The organism is Haloferax chudinovii (assembly GCF_042663345.1).
Lineage (GTDB): Archaea > Halobacteriota > Halobacteria > Halobacteriales > Haloferacaceae > Haloferax > Haloferax chudinovii.
Genome location: NZ_JBHTAB010000002.1, coordinates 451,756 through 470,264, shown reverse-complemented (window position 1 = coordinate 470,264; position 18,509 = coordinate 451,756). Strand labels below are relative to the sequence as shown.

Below are 18,509 nucleotides of genomic sequence, written 5' to 3'. Positions count from 1 at the left end.
GGGAAACGTGTTAGATTTCTCAATAACTACAGAGGATTCCGACGAGCGCGCCGACGCTCGACCACCCACCAGCGGCGCGAAATTGTGACCGTCGTTCGTCCGCTTTACATCGCTGGACGGAGACGCGCCAATAGATCGAGATCCCATTGCTGTATTCGTTCCCAGAGCAACACTGCGGGCGGGAGTGCGATCACCGCTGCCAAGAACGAATAAGTGACGCTCAGGCCGATCAGGACGCCGAAGTTGCCGAGGATCGGGGTGATCGCGAGCGCGAGCGCACCGGTCCCCAACGCGGTCGTCAGCATACTGCCGAACAACGCGCCTCCCGTTCCGGTCAGCGTGATCATCATCGCTTCGTGCGCACCCGTCGTCGCGTCGTATTCGTCGATGAAGCGATGGGTCGTGTGTACCGAATAGGCGATACCGACCCCGACCGAGATGGAGAGAATCGTTGCTGTCAATGCGTTCAGCGTGATATCCAGATATCGCATCGTCCCGAGCAAGAACGCGATTGCAATCAGTATCGGGAAGACGTTAACCACGCCGAGCATCGGTTTGCGTTCCAGGATTCCGTATATCGCCACGAGGAACGCGGCGGTCAGCACGACTGCGAGGGCGAGTCCCTGAATCGCCGACTGGAAGATACGATCCATCACCGCTGCACGGACGACGACATCTCCCGTGGACGTCGCTTTAAACTGGAACTTGTCTGCCAATTCATCCCCACCAGTTGTTACTTCTGTCTGTGAGGCATCAGAATCTGTCTGATATTCGATCAACGCGGACCGGTAATCTTCAGTGAGGTACTGTTCGGCCCGCCCACTCGCCGAGGATGCGAACAGTTCGTCGTAAATTCGTTCGAGATTTTGGTCGGGTATCCCGTTATCGTTCTGGTCGTTCCGAGCGACTAAGGCAGCGAACTCTTCGTCTTGATCCGCGTGGGACCTAATGACTGTCACGATGCTCTGTGCCTGTGCTTGCCCGCCGGATCCAACTGCAAACGACTCCGGGGGGTTGTCGTTTGGAGCTACGAGGGCTTCGAGCGCGTAATCTTCCTTGAAGTTTCCTTGGGCATATATCTTCACAGTGCTCCCCTGACTGCTCCCAAATTTATCATCGAGCAAGTTGATGGTTGACGTGATCGTATACTCCCCTGGGCTAAACGGTTCAGGTAGCCCTGTGACGTAGGCTGGAAGCTCCTCGGGCGGCAGGAAGTCCTCGTTTTCGAACGAGGTGCCGACGCCGGCCCCATACGCGCCCATGAAAGTACTCGATAGCAGCAATAGCAGGACAATCACTGCCGGGGCGTGTTGGCTCACCCGCGCGGGGAATGCTAACACTCGTCCGAGGGCCGACTCTTCTGACGCGATTGGAGAGGTGTTGAACTCCGGGACTCCAAGCCGCGTACGCACGTTATCACACACCAGCTTGGCTGCGGGTAAAAACAGCCCGAAGATGAGGAACGTGAAGATAATCCCGACCGCCGAAGCGATACCCAGATTCCGAATCGGCGTCAGATCAGAGATGACGTTTGCGCCGAATCCGAACACCGCCGTCACGGTGACGATGACGAACGCGATCAGGAGCTGGGCGTTCGCTTCTCGCATTGCTTCGACCGCTTCGAACCCGCGTTCGGTCTCTTCTCGGTAGCGGTTGATGATGTGGATCCCGAAGTCGACACCGACCGCAAGCAGTAATACCGGGACTGAAATCATCTGCTGGCTAAACGGAATCCCCGAATGCCCGAGGAACCCAAACGTCCAGATGATCGTCATCACGAGTGCGACTAATCCTAACAGTACGTCGATGGGGTCACGATACGCGACCACCAAGAAGAAGAGCAACAACAGGATTACGACGGGCATCACGATCAGAAGCGAGTCCTGCACAGACTGCGAAATCTCTGTTTCGGTCGTTCCCGACCCGAACGCACGAACATCGCCCGGCGTATCGTCAGCAATCGCTTGGAGGTCCGTCTGGACAGCAGTCAGGTCGTCGTCACCGAAGCTCCCGGGGAAGTCATGCGAAATCGTCGTGATTGAGGCCGACGCGGAGACGCTGGTCGGATTGAAATCATTTGAGACCACTCCGGACAGTCGGGACGAGTCGTCAAGTTCGCGAACAGCCTGTCTGATTTCGGACGGAGTCGCCCGTTCGAGCGTTCGCCGGTAGTCTGCCGGTGTCGTCGCTGACGGATTGAGATGCTGCGCAATGATTGGAGCCGGGCCACGAGCCGATTCCATCCGGTACTCATCGTGTTCGGCAACGCGTTCGAGTAGGCGAGCGTCGCGGACGAGCGCCTCCTGAGTCAGGACGTTGCTCTTCGTCCGAATGAGTTGCGTCGTCGTCTGAGCATCTGTCTCGAACGGCTGCTCGAAGTTCTGTTCGACCTCATCGAGGGTCTTCTGTTCGGGTAAGTCGTCTGTGAACGCGTCGAGTCCGCCAGCGCTCATCTGCACAGACCCTAACCCGCCGATGAACACACCCGTGAGCAGCAAAAAGGCGACGATAACTACACGTGGGCGGTCCACGATCGTCGTGTTGAGGCGTTCTGTCGCCGTTTCAATCCTCTCAGCTAGTGACATTACTTCCGCCTCCAGTAGACGACTGCGACACCCCCTGCGACAACCACCCCCAAACCTAAGATGAGCGTAATCGGCGACACGCCGCTGCTCTGGGGCTGAACGGCATCCAGCGGTTTCCTGAACGTGTCCGTGAGATGCGTACGGCCGTCACCGTCCGTATAGCGGAAGTCGAACGAAATGGGATACGTACTTCCCGCCGTCGCGGACGACGCCGCCGTCACTTCGAACGCCAGCGTCGCGGACTCACCGGGCTCTAAGGACTCGATGTAACTCGTGTCCGAGCCAGCGGCGCTGAGGGGGTCGTCGGCGAATAGCCGCGCTTCGATATCGGTGGCCGTCTCGTTGAGGTTGTTCGTCACTTCGACGGTGACGACCCGTGATTTACCGACAGTAATCGTCCGGTCGGAAACCGCGAGTCCGAATTCGTCTCGGTCCGGGCCGATAGTCGCCAGGAGGTCGAGTTTGTCGTAGGTCCGCTGATCTCCGTCGCCGTCACGATACCGAACCTCGACATTGAATAATTTCTCGCCGACCTCTGCCTCACTCGTAACTTCCATCGGGAGTCGAAAGGACTTGGATTCTCCCGGCGCGAGCGACCCGACGGCGGTAGAGTCCTCACCCGGAATAACTGTCTCCGGATTGTTCACCGGTCGAATTGTCACACTTCGGACCGTGTGAGGACCGGTATTCTCGATCGTACCGACGATATCCCCGTCTTCGCCCACTCGGAGCGACGAGGACACGTCCGAGAAGGCGAACGACTGCTCGGGGAGCGACTCGACGGTGGTCGTGATGGGATTGGACGTACGGCTGATACCGTCAGTGTCGTCGTAATTGACCATCAGATCTAGCGCGTATGCACGCACGGCGGAGCCAGATTGGAGCGCGGCACGGTACGTAATCGTCCGGTTTTCACCCGGCTCCCAGTCGCCAACGGATGCCGTCGAGGACGTGTCGCCCGACTCGAACGTCAGGGAGCTACTCTTTGACTCTGCGTTCACACTCGCGGCTTTCGCAATTTCCGATCCGGTGTTCCTAAGCGTGAACGAAACGTCGCTGTCATCACCGACTTGGGTCGTCGCGTTTGTCTCGACGATTTCGAACCGAGCGTCATCCTTGATATCGATCGTTATCGAACCGGTCTCTGTTCGCGTGGAATCGGTTCCCTCAGTGGTTCCGCTGGGGCTATACCGAACGTGACGAGTGTACGAATATTCGTAGGTGACCGGGAGTTGGTACGTTCCCGGTTCGGCGTCTTCCGGGATGGTGACCGAGACTGTCTTCTCCGTGCTTCCAGTCGGGAAGTTCCCGATAGAGACCTGTCCGGTTTGGACGTCGACTGGAGCGTCTTCGTCGTCTACTTCGAACGTTAATCCCCTTGCAGTCATCACTTCCTCTTCGTACTGCGATGGACCGTGTTCGATAATCAGACCGCGATTGACGACCGAGATTGTGAGCTCGTCGGTCGTGCCGGCTGAGAGCGTCCCAGACGAAGTTGCAAACGTGATGTCTGGGTTCCCAACGACACTTCCGGACTGCGATGTCTGAGCGGTCGCGATCGTAGGGACCGCACCCGCGACGAATCCCACGACCAGGACGGTAGTAAGCGCGATGGCCAACGACCGCGTGCTCCGAGATATATTCTGTATCATTCTAATCCTTACTGAGTACTCAGTCAAAACCAGGACAGAAGTATCAATGTGTCGGTCTCTGACGACAGAGTTCGCGACTCGGACGGGAAACGACTGCGTAGATGGCGGATAGCTTCGACCACAGCGACGCCCATTCGAAGAGGGTAACCGCTAATTAGGTGGAGAGGCAACTCAACAGCATGGACAAACGGGGCCCTCTTTTTGTCGACGAGCCTGACGATACCAAGACGGAGATACTGAAAGCGACGTTTGACGCCCTTGCCGAGCACGGATATGCCAATCTGACGATCGAGCGAATCAGTCAGCATTTTTCCAAGTCAGAGGGGCTGGTCTTCTACCACTATGACGGAAAAGACGACGTTCTTTTGGACCTTCTCGACTACTTGCTTAAACGATTTGCACAGGTTGGAATGCCCGTCTCTGACGATGGAGACCCAGAAACCCGACTCCGGAGCCTCTTTGACCAAGTCATCTCCGAACCCAACGACCGGGGAGTCCAGGATTACGAGACGGTGTTGACGGAGTTGCGGATGCGGGCTGCACAGGACGAAGCGTTCCAAGAGTGTTTCAATCGGTCTCAAGACGTTTTCCGCGAAACGATACAGGAGATACTGCAGGACGGGGTCGAATCCGGCGATTTTAGAGAAGTGGATCCAGAGCTAGTCACGAACTTTCTGGTCACACTCGTGAGCGGGCGTACCTTTGAACGGGTGACGACAGGAATCTCTCGCCCCATCCAGTCAGAACTGGATAACTATATCAAATACAGACTCTTGGCAGACGCAGAAGACAACGTCTGAGAACGTAGGAAGACAGCTCTCCAACTGTTCATCCCTCAACTAGACGGTGCCCCGAGAATCCGACATATATAATACTCGCCGATATATTGAAAAATAGACAGTTCTGTATCGGGGGATTGGTCCGATTAACGGTTCGAAAACGGAATATTCCCACTATACACGGGCGAAATGGCTAACTTCGCGCATTTCTCGGTCACAAGTTTTCTCGTAGTTTGACAATAACTCACCACTGCTAATATCTACACGAATCGCTGATTTAGGCATCCTGTGGGGTGGTTCGCTCCTACAGTCTCTCTTCGCTGTACGAGTCGTCGGAACGTATCGTTCGAAGGTAATTCATGGGTTTAGTCTGATTTTTGTCGTTAACGCGAATGCCCGACGGACCGGCCGTTTCTCCGGACGCGAGGCGAGCGGGACCGTTCCGTCGCGGCGGCGTTCAGTTCGGGCGCACGGCGACCGTCAGGTCCGTCCGCGACCGTGGCGTGGCGATTCGGACGTCCACGAGGACGGCGACGACGGCCGTCTCGCCCGCGCGCTCTTGCACGACGACGCCATCGTCGGCGACGCAGGGGCCGAACTCCCGGTACGGACCGTCGGGGCAGTTCCTGAACGCCCAGGTTCCGGCCGCCGAGGAGTTCGTCGTCAGTGCGACGCCGCCGGCCCGCGCGCGTTCGACGTTCGCCAGCGCGGGGGTGAGCCGCGAGCGGAAGTCCGCGACGGCGACGTCTCTCTCGGCCCAGTCGTACCGACCCGCAACGCCCGCGGTCGCCAGTTCGACCGCGTCTTCGGTCGTCTCGACGACGTCGTCCAGCGGGGGTGCCTCGGCCGTCTCGGTCGCGCCGGCGAACCCGAGTTGCGCGTGGACGACGAGGAGCGCGAACAGGGCGACGACGACGACGGCTCCGGAGACGAGCACCAGCTGTCCTCGGTCGCCGGTCGATGCGGCGGCGCGGTCGCCCGAACCGCGGGTGGGTCGGCTCACGGATACCACACCTCCAGCCTCGCGGTACAACGCGGGGCCACGGCGGTCGCGGTCCGCACGCGCGCGGTCTCCGGCGGCGGCCTGCCGACCGACCCGACGTCGGTTCGAAGCGAGACGAACGCCCCGTCCGGGAGGCCCGCCGAGGCGGCCTCGTGAAGTCGCGTCGCTCGGTCGTCGAAGTCGCTCGGCGAAGCGCAGGCCTCGCCGAGAAGTGTTCCCGACCCGGCCGCCGGGACCGACGCCACGAGCGATGCGGCATCGGTCGCCTGCCGCGCCAGCGAGTCCGATTCGGGGGCCGCCGCGGGCGGTGCGAGCGCGAAGCCCGTCGTAACGGCGAGGACGAGTAGCGTGGCGACGGTCGCCTCGACGACCGTCAACGAGAGCTGTCCGCGGTCGGCCGGGCGGGTGGGGTCGGCGTCCGCGCGTTTGCGGTGCCGTCGTCGCGAGCGCTCCTCGCGCGGCTCACGCATCGACGGTCACCTCGATTCGAACGACCGTCGAGTCGAACGCCGTCGCCGACACGTCGACGCTCCCTGACGGGTCGGAGCCGGCGGTCTCGACGCGAATCACGGGGTCGGAGCGGGACGGCACCCCGACGATGCGCCGCCCCTCGATTCCGCCCGGCCGGTGGAGGACGACCCTGTTTCCGACCCGAACCGTCTGCACCGTCGTGTTCGGGTCGGGGTCCACGTCGAGTTGGGTGCGGTTCGTCCGCCCGGTGAGCGTCGTGTTGGTCTCCGCAGAGAGGTTGATCGACCCGCGGACGCTCCGCCGGGTGACGGCGACAGCGCCGCGGCTGACCGTGGCACCGCCCGACGGGTCGCCCCGCTCGGCGACCGACCGACCGTCGAGGCGCACTCGGAACGCGGCGTCGCGAAGCGACGGGACGGCGGCGGCGAGCACGGTCGCGTTCGTGTCGTTGGCGAGCGTGAGGTCGACGGCGTCGCTTCCGTTGTCGGACCAGGTGATGGGCGAGTCCGTGAGGAGTGCCTCCGCGGCGCGCTCGGCGCGTTGCTGTTCGAGCGAGTCGCCGGTCGCGCCCGCGAGGGCTCGGTCGGCGGCGGCGACGGCTCCGACCGTGACCGCGGTCACGAGCACGAGCGCCACCGCGAGGCCGGCGAGCGTCGTCTGTGCGCGCGTCGAGCGGCGACTACGCATCCGCCCCTCCGTTCGCGAGTTCGAGCGTCGTGCCATCGTCGCCGACGGCGACGCGAACCACGCAGTCGTTGCCGCTGTCCCACTCGCCGGAGACGGTCACGGAGTCGGGGAGCGTCACCGGAAGCCGCCGGTCGAACGCGTCGTTCGGGTGGTCGAGGACGAGCGCCGGCGCGGTCACGTTCGGGTCGGTCGCGAGGGTGGCGTTCGGGACGTACGCGATTCGGTAGGCCCGCCCGCGAATCGCTCGGGGGAGGTCCGCGTCGGTTCGTCTGGTCCCGCGGACCGCCGAGTCGGGGACGACGGCGGTCGCCTCGACTCGCTCCGTCGCCGCCGCGAGCGTTCTGTCGGCGAGTTCGTCGCCGACCGCGGCGCGGTGGTCGGGGACGACGCCGCCGAACAGCACGGTCGTCAACAGCCCGATGAACAGCACGGCGATTGCGGCTTCGAGCGCCTTCCCGACGACGGGAACCACGGCGCGCTCGACGGCTCGAACGCCGGTCGCGGGCGTCGCCACCCCGGACGCGTCGGCCGCGGTCGGCCGCGAGTCGGGCGCGTCAGCCACGGTCGACCACCACCGAGACATCGTACCGGGCGACGGTGAGCGTCCGCTCGTCGGGGACGGCCGCGACGACGCTCTCGGTGCCGTCGCCGTCGAAATCGGCCCTAGTCGTCTCGAAGCCGCGGCGTTCGAACGCTCGCTCCCACGCCTCGGGAGTTGCCGTCTCGACGGCGACCGCGTAGCCGTCGGCCGAACGGTCGGTCACGGTTCGCGTCGTTCGCGTTCGGAGCGCCGCGCCCGACCCGAGCCCGCCGCCGTCGGTGGCGTTGGCGGTCAGGACGGGAAGCGCGAGAAACGCCGCGTCGCCGGCGACAGACACCGGAACGGGCGTGACGAGCGAGGCCGCGTCGCCGGTGCCGCGGACGACCGCGCCGCCGACGAACGCGACCCGCTGGCCGCCGAGGTCGGCGACGTATCCGTCGGCGTCGTAGGTCTCGGTCGGCCTCGTCTCCGAGACGATTCGGACCGTCCTGTTCACCCGCGAGAGGTCGCCGTCGGTGACGCGAATCGGGTAGCTGTCGTTCGCGGCGGCGACGACGCCGTCCCGGAGCGACGAGAAACCGTCCGCGGCGGCGGCGGCGTCCGCGGTCGCTATTTGGGCGTCCACGAGCCCGCCGACGCTGGCGGTCAGGAGGCCGATGGCGACGACGCCGACGCCGAGCAGGAGCGCGACGCCGACGACGTTCGCCTGCCCCCGTTTCGCGCTCATATCAGCCCCACCCCGGCGTAGACGAGGTAGCACGCGACGACGAGCGCGCCCGAATGAAGAAGCGCCTCGTAGCGTCCGCGGCTCGCCGTGCCGGCGAACCAGCCGGAGGCGAGCATCGTCGCCTGCGTGACGACGTACAGCTGGTAGCGGTCGCGGTCGAGGTCCACCGCGCCGGCGTTGATGGCGAACGACCTGCCGGTCGAGAGCGTCGAGAGCTGGGCGAAGCCGTCGAAGACGTGGACGTTGACGGCGACGGTGATGCCGACGACGAGGAGCGCGGTCGTCCAGCCGACCGCGACGTAGACGAGCAGTCCCGACCGGAGCGCGCGCTTTTCGTGGTAGAGGCGGCCGATTTCGGTCTGGAGCGTGTCGAAGACGGTTCCGGTGTCGCTCCCGCCGTCGAGCGCGCCGACGACGAGGCCGATTGTCTGTTCGGCCATCGGCGTCCCGACGCGGTCGACGAACCGGGCTAACGCGGCCGTCCGGAGGTTCACGTCGGTCCCGGAGCTCGGCGCGGTAAAGCGGAGGTTGAGCGCAAGGTCGGCCACGTCCGAGTCCAGCGGGCCGAGGTCCACGTCGCGGCCGACGCGCTCGACGGCGTCCCCGAAGGGTCGCCCGAGGCTGACGTGGCCGGAGACGGCGTGGACGAAGTCCTTCAGTTCGCGGTCCTTCGCGTCGTCGAGGCGGGCGCGGCGGACGCCGACGAGCCCGACCGGGACCGCGTAGGCGACGTAGCCGGCGAGCGCGACGCCGACGGCGTCAGCGCCGACGAGCGCCGCGATACCGGCGCAGACGACCGCGGGAAAGCCGAAGGCGACGGCCGCGCTTGCCGGGTTCGACAGCGCCGAGTCGAGGACGCTGAGCGCGTCGACCGGGCGGTCGTACTCGACGGACTGGTCCGGCGGGCGGAGGCCGGCGACGAGCACGCTCGCGCCGAGGCCGACGCCGACGATGAACACGGCGCTCGCGTAGACGACGACGCCGCGGGTGGTCGTCTGTCCGAGTGGCGTGGCCACGGGCGCGGAGAGGCCGGGCGCGATGACGCTCATCACGGTGAGGACGATGACGAGCAACGACGGGAGCACGAGGAGCACGATGAACAGCTCGGCGAGCAGTTCGAGGAAGCCCTCGGCGCGGTCGCGGGCGCGGTCCTGTCGGTGACCGAGCATCCGGCTCTCCATCCGCAGGTAGTTCCGGAGCGCGTCGTCGCCCTGTCCGGCGTGCTCGCGGAACTTCAGGAGGAAGGGAGAGAGCATCCCCTCGGAGGGCGTGTCTCGGGCGACCCGCCGCAGGCCCTCGTTGACGTTGCCGGTCAGCGAGGCGGTGTTGAGGACGCCCCGGAAGGCGACCGCCGTCTCGCCGTAGGCGTCGGTCTCGGCGACGCGCCGGAGCATCTCGCGGGGGCCGTCGCTCCCCGACGAGAGGACGTGCAGGTAGCGGACCGCGCCGGGCAGGGTCCGCTCGATGTTCTCTCGCCGGGCGGTCGCCCGCCAGCCGAGATACCGGCCGGCGACGGCGAGGACGACCTGCCGAATCGCCACCCCGACCGCGAGCGCGACCGCCCCGGCCACGGGGAGCCGCGGAACGACGGGTATCGGGACGTGTTCGAACAGCGGGAGCGCCGCGCGGAACACGGAGAGCGCGGCGTCGACCGTCGAGTCGGGGACCGCGAGCGCGACGAGCGCCGTCGGCAACGCGACGAACAGGCCGGTCGCCCACGCGAGTCCGTAGGCGCGGGCGAGGTAGAGGTCGAAGCTCATCCGCATGTCGGTGCCGCGGTAGCGGCGGCGGTCCCGGTCGTGTTTGGCGGCGTCGACGTGGCGGGCGAACAGCGCGTACAGCGCCCTGTCGAGGACCGAAAGCGAGCGGACGCGGCCCACTCGTCGCTCGTCGTGGGCGGCGTCGAACTCGGTCACGGGTCGGCCTCGTCGCCGCGGTCGCGGCCGTGGACGCCGTCGTCGGTCCCGTCGCGGGCGGCGCTGTCGCCGTCGGACGCCTGCTCGGCCATCCGCCGCCGGACCCGCTCGACCGTCGCGGCCTCGTCGGTTCGGAGGTCCGAGAGGAAGCCGAACAGGCGGTCCACGTCGGTCACCTGCTCGCGGACGAGATACTCCACGTACCGGTGCTTCCGGTGGAACTCGCGCTCGACGGCCTCCACGTCGCGGTCGGTCGCCTCGGCGATGCGGTGAAACAGCCGAACGCCGACGCGCCGGCGGTCGTCGCCCAACTGCGGGTGCTCGTACGAGAGGTCGAACGAGCCGTCGGGCGTCCGCCGGGCGACCGTGTTCCAGTGGAGCGTGCGCCCGTCTTTCTCGATGACGCCGCGTCGGCCCCACGTCTCGTCGTACTCGGACTCGGGGACGAGTTCGACCACCTCCGAGACGTAGCGTTCGCCGTCGACCTTGTGCGGGAAGACGACGAGGTCGAGTTCGCGGAGGAGGTACGGCGGCAGTCCCTGTTCGATGACGCGGTTGACGAGCGTCTCGATGTCGGCGGCGTGGGTCGTGCCGATGACGCCGTGGCCGGTGTTGAGCGTCTCCGCGAAGGTGGCGAACGACTCGGGCGTGTTGATTTCAGCGATGACCTCCACGTCGGGGTTGAGGTAGTTCGCTTCCGTCATCAGGTCGGCCATCGTGACGCGCTTGAACTCGGACTCGTGGTCGCGCGTCGTCAGGGAGACGCCCGTCTCGTGGGGGAGATGCACCTCCCGAGACCCCTCGTCGATGCTGATGGGCCGGTGGTCGTAGGGGACGAACGGCATGCAGGCGTTCATCAGGGTGGTCTTCCCGACGCCGGTCGCGCCGGAGTAGAGGACGACGCGGTGGTGCTCGTAACAGAGCCACAGCAGGGTGACGAGCTCGGTCGACAGCGACCCGCCTTCGACGAGGTCGACCGGCGTGAGCACGTCGCTGGTCTGCTTGCGAATCGAGACGTGCGGGCCGCCCTCGGAGATGACGGGGAGGGCGACCGCACAGCGAATCGTCTCGTCGGTGGCGGCCGACTCGGGGGCGCCGCCGACCGCGCCGGGTCGGAGGTTCACCTTCGCGCTCGGGTTCGAGGCGTTCAGCTCCACGCCGTCGGCCGCGGCGAGCTGGGTGACGACGTTCGTGAACTCGGTCTCGTCCTCGAAGACGAGATTCGTCGGCACGCGCAGGCCGCCGCGGCCGGTCACGCCGGCCCGCGGGATGACTTTCACCCGCTCGCCGACGCGGTTCGCTTCCACGTCTTCGAGGTGGGGGTCGCGGATGGGAACGGTGAGGACGCCCTCGCCGACGTAGTCGCGGAGGACGTAGTAGACGAGGTCGTCGAGGCGGTCCTCGGCGAACCGGCGGTCGACCGGCGGGAGCGCGAGGCCGTACTCCGAGAGCGCGGCGCGGGCGCGGAACGTCGTGGCGTCGACCCACGCCCGCGTGTTGCGGGCGGTGAGCCGCCGCGAGAGGAACTCGCGGGCGCGGTCGCGGACGAACTCGATGCGGTCGGCGACCACGTCGTCGACGTTCGCCTCCCAGATTCGCTCTTTGCACTCCTCGATGAGTTCGGCGTCGCCGGGGACGAGGTCCGGTTCAAGGACGGCGTACTTCGTGGCGAAGCGGTCGTCGCCGAGGAGCCGGTCGCGGTAGACCACCACGTCCACGTCGTAGCCGGCGAAGGGGACGGTGTAGTTGGCGACCCGCTCGGCGGCGATGCGGTCGGCGAACGGCACGTCCGAGTCGAACCCTGTCGTCGCCGGCGCGAAGTCCTCGGTGTGGACGACGAGCCGCTCGGAGCCGTCGCCGCGGCCGGCGTCGACGACCTCGATTCGCTCGTCGAGCGCCAGCGGCGTGACGTCCCCGAGGAGCCGCAGTTCGGACAGCGCGTGGCGTTCGACGCGCCTGCGAGCGGTCGGCGTCAGGTCGAGCAGTCGGTCGAAGAGGCGGCGGTACTTCGGCGAGAGGCCGGTCTCTGCGCGGGTGACGGTCCCCTCGCGGGTGAGCGGTCGTCGGCGGACGACCGTCGAGAAATGGTCGCGGACGGTCTCCAGCGCCTCGGTCTCGCGCGCGCCGAGCGTCGCCGCTCGGACCGCGTAGTCGAAGCCGTGGTCCGCGTCGCTGATGGTGACTACGGTGTCGGGGGCGACTTCGTACTGCGAGCGGACAGTCGGCGCGTACCACGCGCGGGGGTCGTCCGGGGGGACTGGTGCCGGGACTGCACCCGTCGCCGCGGGGGTGGAGGGAGCTCCGAACTCGAGGGTCGGAGTCGACGGCCCCGCCCCATCGTTATCGCCTTGCGTAGGCATACATCGTGGTTTGCCGAGCGTTCGTATTTAAGAATTTACCGCGTCGTGTTACCCAGATGAGTGATTCTGAAAACGCGCAAATCGGGGGTTTATGGCCTCATATTTCGGATATGGCGACACGAACCGTTCAGTACCTGTCGGTGATTTGAATTTTATTTCCGTGTCCAGTTATCAAAACTGGAATCTGACGAGCGTTCGGTCGGGGGCGTTCTCGGCTCGCGTTACTCGGCCCGCACCGCCTGAATCCGAAGCACCACCTCGGTCCCCTCCACCTCGCGTCGGTGGTACACGACTGTGCCTCCGAGCTGGTCGACCCCCCACTTCACCAGCCAGAGGCCGAGACCGCTCGCGTGTTTGAGTTGCGTCTCGCCGTGGGCGTTGATGGCGGCGAGTTCGCTCGCGTTGATTCCGGGGCCGTTGTCCTCGATTCGAATCACGAGCTCGTCGCCCTCCCAGCCCGCCGTCACGGAGACGACCGGCGTCGACGACCCGTTGTGCTGGACGCCGTTTTCGACGAGTTCCCGGACGATGGGTTCGAGCGTGGGCGCACAGACCACGTCGTCGTCGGGGAGTTCGAGGAGCCGGACGTTCGCACGGGCGAAGTCGGTGCGGACGGCGTCCGCGGCGGCGCGTATCTGGACGGTGGCGGGGTGTAGTCGAGCATCGCCGTTCCCGTCACTGCCGCGGGTCGCGCCGAGCTTTCGCGCCTTCTGGCTGATGTTGACGAGCGTCTGCGCGTGGTCTTGGAGCGTCTGCGCGTGGTCCCGCGCGTCGTCGAACTCGCCGCCGTCGATGTCGTCCAAGACGAGGTTGGCGTAGCCTTCGAGGAGGTTCGCCTCGGTCCGGAGGTTGTGGCGGAGGACGCGGTTCATCACTTCGAGTTGCTGGAGGTTCAGCCGGCGGTCGGTCACGTCGCGGAAGACGAGCGCGTGGCCGATGTCGCGGCCGTGGTGGTCGCAGAAGGAACTCGTCCGGAGTTCGAAGTACCGCTGGCTCGACCCGAGTCTGACCGTGACTTGGTCTGTGTCCCGCTGGTCGGGCGAGAACTCCTCGACGACGTCGCCGACGGGATGGCCTTTGAGTTCGGCGGGGGTGTCGTTCAGAACCCGCGCGGCCGCCCGGTTGGCGTCGGTGACGCGCCACTTGGTGTCGGTGACGACCACCGCGTCGGTCATCGTCTCGACGACGCGGTCGCGGGCGACCCACCGGGGGACCGGCCGGGATTCGAGGAGTTCGTAGCGGCTGATGGCGACGGTGCAGGCGAGCCCCGCAAACGTGAACGCCGCGGGGGTCATGTCGATAGCCGCGCCGTAGAGTTCGAGGAGGCTCGTAGCGAAGTTCCCGAGTACGGGCATCAGCGTCCCGAGGATGAGGGTGGTCGCCTGCAAGCGGTAGATGTTCGGCATGTCGAGCGCCGTCCGGAAGATGACGATTGCGCCGGCGAGCCACAGCAGGTAGCTGTATCCCAGTACGAGCCAGTACAGCGGCCCCCACTCCGTCTGGAGGACGGTGATGGTCCGACCCACGGCGGGAACGACGGTGACCGAGGTCCACATCAGGTGGTGTGCGGCGTTGGTCCAGACGGCGACGAGGCCGACCGCCGGGACCAACGAGAGGACGCAAAGCGACGGCGGCGAGGTAAAGCGGTCTCGGCCGGCGTAGGAGAACGCGAAGAAGAACCAGGCGACGGGGGCCGCGAGGACGCCGACCCACTGCAGTTCGGCGAGCGTGAGCTTGAGCGCCACGTCCGAGACGACGAGTTCGAGGAGATAGCCCGACGACCACCAGCCGCTGGAGAGCGCGAGCACGGCCAGCCCGCGGGCTCCGGGCATCGACCGCCGCCGCCACGCGAACAGGGCGACGTAGCCGCTTACGACCCCGGTGGTGATCATCAACCCGACGATGACGACCACGAGGGAGGTCGGCTGTGTGAGGAGTTGGGAACTCACCGTTCCTCCGAACACCAGCTGGTCGATGGGTCCCCACTCGAGGTTCGGAGTCACTACAGCGGTAATTCACACCGTGTAACAAAAGAGTATTCGAGAATTTGCGGCGGCTGTCTCGACGCAGTTCCGACGCCGCGTCGGTCTCAGCGTCTCGGCTCCGGTCGACGCGTCACCCGAGCGTCCCGCCGGTTCCGGCGACTGCGGCGACGACCGCGATGCCGGCGGCCATCAGCACGCCCTCGGCGTCGCGGAGCGTACAGAGTCGCTCGACCGAGCGGTCCGACCCGGTGAGCGCGTAGGTAATCCACGTCGAGTAGGCGACCGCGGGCGAGAGCGCGACCGGGGCCCACGCGGGGACCACGCCGGTCAGCGCCGCGGCCCCCAGGAGTCCGAACGACACCAGTTCCAGCGCGTAGAGACTCAGTTGCGTGCGACGGACCCCGACCACCGTCGGCAGGGTCTCGACGCCGTTTCGCGCGTCGCCCGACACGTCTCGGACGTTGTGCACCTCGACCGAGATGGCCGAGCGGATGAAGAACCAGACCGCCGCGACGGTCGCGCCGGCGGCGTATTCGGGCGTCGTCGCGGCGACCGCGAGCGGGGCGAACCCGACGAGGACCGCCCACGCGAGCGACACCGAGGCGGTGTTGACGAGGAAGACGTCCTTGAGCCGGTCGACCGAGGGAACCGGCACGAGCGGGGCGCTGTAGAACACCGCGATGACGCCCGGAAACAGCGTCAGCCCGAGTCCGTAGACGCCGCCGTGCCGGACGGCGAGCCAGAGCGCGCCGACGATTGCGAGCGCGGAGAAGCCGGCGTACACCCGCCGGTGGGCGGCGACGAACGCGGTCCGCTCGGCGTAGTTCTCTTCGTCGGCGTCGAGGTCCGCGAGCTTGTCGAAGTTGTAGATGCCGACGGTGATGAGAAAGCCGACGACGAGCGCGGCGTTCGGCGGGATGCCGGCGAGCGAGGACGCGACGAACACTTCGGCGATGGTCGACGCGCCGAGGAACACTGAACTGTGGACGACCGCACCGTACAGACGGGGTGGAACGATTCGCATTGCACCTTCGAATCGGTTCGCCGACGAATTAGATGTGCGGCAGGAAACAGTTCTCCCCGGTTGTTCGTTTCGCGCTCGCGGTCGAACGTGTTCGGGGCCTCGCTCATTCCCCCTCGGCGCGTATGAGGACGCATGAAGACGCCGACAGCCGAGCGGGCGGAGACGACGGCGACAGGAGAGACGGCGGCGACAGCCGAGCGGGTGGAGACGACCGTCGAGGTCAAACTGACCGGCCACGTCAGGTCGGCCGCGGGCACCCACCGGACGGAGTTCACCTTCGAGGGCGAGACGCTCCGGGCGTTCCTCGACGCGTTCTTCGCGGCGTACGACGTGCGCGACCTCGTCATCGCCGAGCGCGAGGCGGACGCGACGACGCGGGGGTGGGCGCGAGTGGAGCGCCCGCCGGGGACGTGGCGGAAGAACCCCGAAGGGGAGCAGACGCGGCCCTACGCCCGCGTGCTCGTCAACGGCGTGTTCAACGAGAACCTCGACGGTTTCGACACGCGACTCGAAGACGGCGACCGCGTCGCGCTGATGAAGCCGTTTCTGTTCTGCCTGTGAGCGGGGTACCTGAGGGGGGAGTCCCCTCGGTCGCGGCGCGAGTCGGCGCGACGCTCGACCGCCGCAGGACTGACGTTCCCGGCCGACAGAGAGTCGGTATGCCATCGCCCTCCACGGACGATTCGACTCGCGAACGCGGCCCGGACGAGGCGTTCTGCCGCGACTGCGGCGCGGTCATCGACGCGCGCGCCGAAATCTGCCCCGAGTGCGGGGTCCGCCAGCGCGACCCGCCGCAGTCGTCGGTCGACTCGGCGCTCGACGACCTGTTCGACGGCGGCAACCCCTTCGTTGCGGCGGTACTGTCGGCGATATTCCCCGGCCTCGGACAGCTGTACAACCGCGAACTCGAACGGGGCCTCGCCTTCGCGGTCGGTTTTATCGTCGCGTCCGTCTCGGTGCTGGTCTTCGTCGGCTTCCTCCTCGCGCCCGCGGTGTGGCTCTACGCAGTGTACGACGCCTACACGCGGGCCGAACTCCGGGCCGAGGAGTTACGGCGGGAGTCGGACCGAGAACACGAGACGGAGATTTCGGTCAGCGAGGAGCAGGACGACGAGCGCGAGGAGTAGACGCGAAGAGGCTGGAGTGTCCGTTGGGAAGGTTTTGTTCTGGACGTCGTGCGGCGTCGAGAGTGTGGGAGTGACCGATGTGGTTCTCCCTGAAATCTACGGACTCAGAAGCCTTGGACTCGGAGCTCGTGGTGCATTGAGACCGAGGTCCTCAAACTACTTCCGATTGCATACGCAATGTATGCACATGAGCACGTCAATTCGCGTCTCTGACGAGACAAAAGAGAAACTGGCGAGGCTGAAGCGTGAAGATGAGAGTTGGGATGAGTTCCTCGACCGATTGGCGAACGAAGGGTCAGGGATGAAGGCTGGCGCGTGGAAGGGAACTGACAAAGCCGAAAAGGCGCGCGAGGCAATCAAGCGTTCTCGAGAGAGCTGCGAGCAGTGACCGTTCTCGATTCATCGGTTATCATCGATTACCTCGATGGTATCGAGGAAGTCGTCGAGTTCGTCGATGAACAACCGGCCATAGCCACCTCCAGCATCTGTGTCTACGAAGTGCTCGCTGGAGAGGTGTTTACCGCAGGTGAGACAGACCTCATCGGGGCGCGTGAGAACTTCGGACGGGTCACCGCTCTCGACTTCTCCGAAGAGGTCGCATTCGAAGCTGCCCGGATGCAGAACCGCCTTCTCGAATCAGGCGACCCGGTGTCACCACGTGACCTCATGATTGCGGCTACAGCTAGATCGGAAGGCAAAGAACTGGTCGTCTCGGACGCTGACTTCGATACAGAAGGACTTCGTGAACTACTCTGTGTCCGGAAACTCGGGCCGTATTGAGTTTGGTGTTTGATTCGGACGATTTCGACGCGACATCGCGCACCGAGAACTCCGAGTCGCGGAGACGCGAGAGTTCTTCGAATCCGACGGCGGCCACGGTGGATTCGAGTTCGTCATCGCATCGGGATACGAGTGACGTTGGGGGCGGCGTCGAGGGCCCTGTTCGAGGTACGGTGCAGTTCAGTTTGCATCCAGTGTTCGACAGTCGGCGACGCGACGACTACGCCGACTCGCTCGACAGGTCGGCGTCCCAGTCCGGCGGGAGGAGCGGGTCGGGGTCCTCGTGGACGAACTCGACGCCCTTGTCGGGGTCGAGCGGGTGGACTTTCGTCCGCATCGTCTCGCCCGCGTCGAGGAGCGAGAACATGCGTTCGGACTCCGCGAGCCGGTAGTACAGGGGGAGGCAGACGGCGACTTCGTCGTCGGTGGCGCGGACGACGAGCGCGAGGTAGACGAGACCGCCGGAGACCGCGCGGAACGCCTCGTACTCGTCGAACGTCGCGCCCTCGACCGCGGCTTCGAGGTCGGGGTAGACGTCGTCGCCGACGACCACATCGAGACCGACGTGTTCGACCACTTCGTCGCCCGTGCCGGGAACCGGAACCACGTCCCCCGGGAGGGCGACGACGACGGTCCAGTCTCGCTCCCGATAGTCGTCGGCGAGCGACTCGCACTCTGCGACCACCGTCTCCCACGTGCCCGACTCGTCCGAGAGCGGATGTTCTTCCATGCGGCATGGTGTCGGAGTCCGCTACCTAAACTTTGGCTTCTCTCGCCGCTGTCGCTCGCGTTCGCGCGTCACGCGGGCGATGGCGGGTCCCCTGAGACTTGTCAACAGCCGCCCATCAACTGGCAAAAATTGAAAAGCTATT

General features: G+C 65.6%; 17 protein-coding genes. 5 read left to right on the top strand and 12 right to left on the bottom strand.

From position 1 onward, the window contains the following. Positions 1-104 precede the first annotated feature (104 nt). Positions 105-2,585: an efflux RND transporter permease subunit gene (locus ACFQI8_RS06590; protein WP_390243549.1), complete on the bottom strand. Its 2,481-nt coding sequence runs from the start codon at positions 2,583-2,585 to the stop codon at positions 105-107. After that, the gene (locus ACFQI8_RS06585; RefSeq protein WP_390243754.1) at positions 2,585-3,973 is read right to left on the bottom strand and encodes a COG1361 S-layer family protein; all 1,389 of its coding nucleotides are present in this window, start codon (positions 3,971-3,973) and stop codon (positions 2,585-2,587) included. The genes ACFQI8_RS06590 and ACFQI8_RS06585 overlap by 1 nt, the downstream gene beginning before the upstream one ends. 422 nt (positions 3,974-4,395) lie before the next feature. Between ACFQI8_RS06585 and ACFQI8_RS06580 the strand changes: the two genes are divergently transcribed. Beyond that, positions 4,396-5,037, top strand: coding sequence for a TetR/AcrR family transcriptional regulator (locus ACFQI8_RS06580; protein ID WP_390243548.1), 642 nt, complete (start codon positions 4,396-4,398; stop codon positions 5,035-5,037). Between the two features lie 436 nt (positions 5,038-5,473). Here the strand turns inward: ACFQI8_RS06580 and ACFQI8_RS06575 are convergent, their stop codons facing one another. The 9 genes from ACFQI8_RS06575 to ACFQI8_RS06535 all read right to left on the bottom strand — a co-directional run bounded on the left by ACFQI8_RS06575 (position 5,474) and on the right by ACFQI8_RS06535 (position 15,730). After that, complete coding sequence (locus tag ACFQI8_RS06575) at positions 5,474-6,019, bottom strand: DUF7261 family protein (protein WP_390243547.1); 546 nt, start codon at positions 6,017-6,019, stop codon at positions 5,474-5,476. Further along, positions 6,016-6,489, bottom strand: coding sequence for a DUF7262 family protein (locus tag ACFQI8_RS06570; protein ID WP_390243546.1), 474 nt, complete (start codon positions 6,487-6,489; stop codon positions 6,016-6,018). The genes ACFQI8_RS06575 and ACFQI8_RS06570 overlap by 4 nt, the downstream gene beginning before the upstream one ends. Next, entirely contained in the window at positions 6,482-7,177 is a 696-nt protein-coding gene (locus ACFQI8_RS06565; protein ID WP_390243544.1) for a DUF7263 family protein, read from the bottom strand. The genes ACFQI8_RS06570 and ACFQI8_RS06565 overlap by 8 nt, the downstream gene beginning before the upstream one ends. Continuing rightward, positions 7,170-7,760, bottom strand: coding sequence for a DUF7266 family protein (locus tag ACFQI8_RS06560; RefSeq protein WP_390243542.1), 591 nt, complete (start codon positions 7,758-7,760; stop codon positions 7,170-7,172). Before ACFQI8_RS06560 ends, ACFQI8_RS06565 begins: the two co-directional genes overlap by 8 nt. Continuing rightward, on the bottom strand, positions 7,732-8,445 hold the full coding sequence (locus ACFQI8_RS06555) for a DUF7289 family protein (protein WP_390243541.1): 714 nt from the start codon (positions 8,443-8,445) through the stop codon (positions 7,732-7,734). Before ACFQI8_RS06555 ends, ACFQI8_RS06560 begins: the two co-directional genes overlap by 29 nt. Continuing rightward, the gene (locus ACFQI8_RS06550; protein WP_390243539.1) at positions 8,442-10,361 is read right to left on the bottom strand and encodes a type II secretion system F family protein; all 1,920 of its coding nucleotides are present in this window, start codon (positions 10,359-10,361) and stop codon (positions 8,442-8,444) included. The genes ACFQI8_RS06555 and ACFQI8_RS06550 overlap by 4 nt, the downstream gene beginning before the upstream one ends. Then, positions 10,358-12,721 (bottom strand): type II/IV secretion system ATPase subunit, encoded by a 2,364-nt coding sequence (locus ACFQI8_RS06545; RefSeq protein WP_390243538.1) that lies wholly within the window; start codon positions 12,719-12,721, stop codon positions 10,358-10,360. The genes ACFQI8_RS06550 and ACFQI8_RS06545 overlap by 4 nt, the downstream gene beginning before the upstream one ends. Positions 12,722-12,942: 221 nt before the next feature. Continuing rightward, entirely contained in the window at positions 12,943-14,724 is a 1,782-nt protein-coding gene (locus tag ACFQI8_RS06540; protein ID WP_390243536.1) for a histidine kinase N-terminal 7TM domain-containing protein, read from the bottom strand. Positions 14,725-14,836: 112 nt separating this feature from the next. Then, positions 14,837-15,730, bottom strand: a complete 894-nt coding sequence (locus ACFQI8_RS06535; RefSeq protein WP_390243534.1) for a UbiA family prenyltransferase — start codon at positions 15,728-15,730, stop codon at positions 14,837-14,839. Positions 15,731-15,862: 132 nt separating this feature from the next. Here ACFQI8_RS06535 and ACFQI8_RS06530 point away from each other — a divergent pair, with 132 nt between their 5' ends. The 4 genes from ACFQI8_RS06530 to ACFQI8_RS06515 all read left to right on the top strand — a co-directional run bounded on the left by ACFQI8_RS06530 (position 15,863) and on the right by ACFQI8_RS06515 (position 17,637). Further along, a complete protein-coding gene (locus ACFQI8_RS06530) occupies positions 15,863-16,291 on the top strand; it encodes a MoaD/ThiS family protein (RefSeq protein ID WP_390243532.1) in 429 nt (142 codons plus the stop codon). A 98-nt stretch (positions 16,292-16,389) separates the two neighbouring features. Continuing rightward, positions 16,390-16,857 (top strand): zinc ribbon domain-containing protein, encoded by a 468-nt coding sequence (locus ACFQI8_RS06525; protein ID WP_390243531.1) that lies wholly within the window; start codon positions 16,390-16,392, stop codon positions 16,855-16,857. Positions 16,858-17,044: 187 nt separating this feature from the next. Then, positions 17,045-17,245 carry a DUF7557 family protein gene (locus ACFQI8_RS06520; protein WP_390243530.1) on the top strand — a complete coding sequence of 67 codons (201 nt, stop codon included), beginning with the start codon at positions 17,045-17,047 and terminating at the stop codon, positions 17,243-17,245. Next, the gene (locus ACFQI8_RS06515) at positions 17,242-17,637 is read left to right on the top strand and encodes a type II toxin-antitoxin system VapC family toxin (protein ID WP_390243529.1); all 396 of its coding nucleotides are present in this window, start codon (positions 17,242-17,244) and stop codon (positions 17,635-17,637) included. Before ACFQI8_RS06520 ends, ACFQI8_RS06515 begins: the two co-directional genes overlap by 4 nt. A 220-nt stretch (positions 17,638-17,857) precedes the next feature. Here the strand turns inward: ACFQI8_RS06515 and ACFQI8_RS06510 are convergent, their stop codons facing one another. Continuing rightward, positions 17,858-18,367, bottom strand: a complete 510-nt coding sequence (locus ACFQI8_RS06510) for a DUF7529 family protein (RefSeq protein ID WP_390243528.1) — start codon at positions 18,365-18,367, stop codon at positions 17,858-17,860. Positions 18,368-18,509 lie beyond the last annotated feature (142 nt).

Excerpts from the sequence above, each read along its gene's own strand:
- ACFQI8_RS06545 (WP_390243538.1), bottom strand. The coding sequence starts at position 12,721 with ATGCCTACGCAAGGCGATAACGATGGGGCGGGGCCGTCGACTCCGACC.
- ACFQI8_RS06585 (WP_390243754.1), bottom strand. The coding sequence starts at position 3,973 with ATGACTGCAAGGGGATTAACGTTCGAAGTAGACGACGAAGACGCTCCA.
- ACFQI8_RS06525 (WP_390243531.1), top strand. The coding sequence starts at position 16,390 with ATGCCATCGCCCTCCACGGACGATTCGACTCGCGAACGCGGCCCGGAC.
- ACFQI8_RS06535 (WP_390243534.1), bottom strand. The coding sequence starts at position 15,730 with ATGCGAATCGTTCCACCCCGTCTGTACGGTGCGGTCGTCCACAGTTCA.
- ACFQI8_RS06510 (WP_390243528.1), bottom strand. The coding sequence starts at position 18,367 with ATGGAAGAACATCCGCTCTCGGACGAGTCGGGCACGTGGGAGACGGTG.
- ACFQI8_RS06590 (WP_390243549.1), bottom strand. The coding sequence starts at position 2,585 with ATGTCACTAGCTGAGAGGATTGAAACGGCGACAGAACGCCTCAACACG.
- ACFQI8_RS06570 (WP_390243546.1), bottom strand. The coding sequence starts at position 6,489 with ATGCGTGAGCCGCGCGAGGAGCGCTCGCGACGACGGCACCGCAAACGC.
- ACFQI8_RS06530 (WP_390243532.1), top strand. The coding sequence starts at position 15,863 with ATGAAGACGCCGACAGCCGAGCGGGCGGAGACGACGGCGACAGGAGAG.
- ACFQI8_RS06555 (WP_390243541.1), bottom strand. The coding sequence starts at position 8,445 with ATGAGCGCGAAACGGGGGCAGGCGAACGTCGTCGGCGTCGCGCTCCTG.
- ACFQI8_RS06520 (WP_390243530.1), top strand. The coding sequence starts at position 17,045 with ATGAGCACGTCAATTCGCGTCTCTGACGAGACAAAAGAGAAACTGGCG.
- ACFQI8_RS06560 (WP_390243542.1), bottom strand. The coding sequence starts at position 7,760 with ATGTCTCGGTGGTGGTCGACCGTGGCTGACGCGCCCGACTCGCGGCCG.
- ACFQI8_RS06565 (WP_390243544.1), bottom strand. The coding sequence starts at position 7,177 with ATGCGTAGTCGCCGCTCGACGCGCGCACAGACGACGCTCGCCGGCCTC.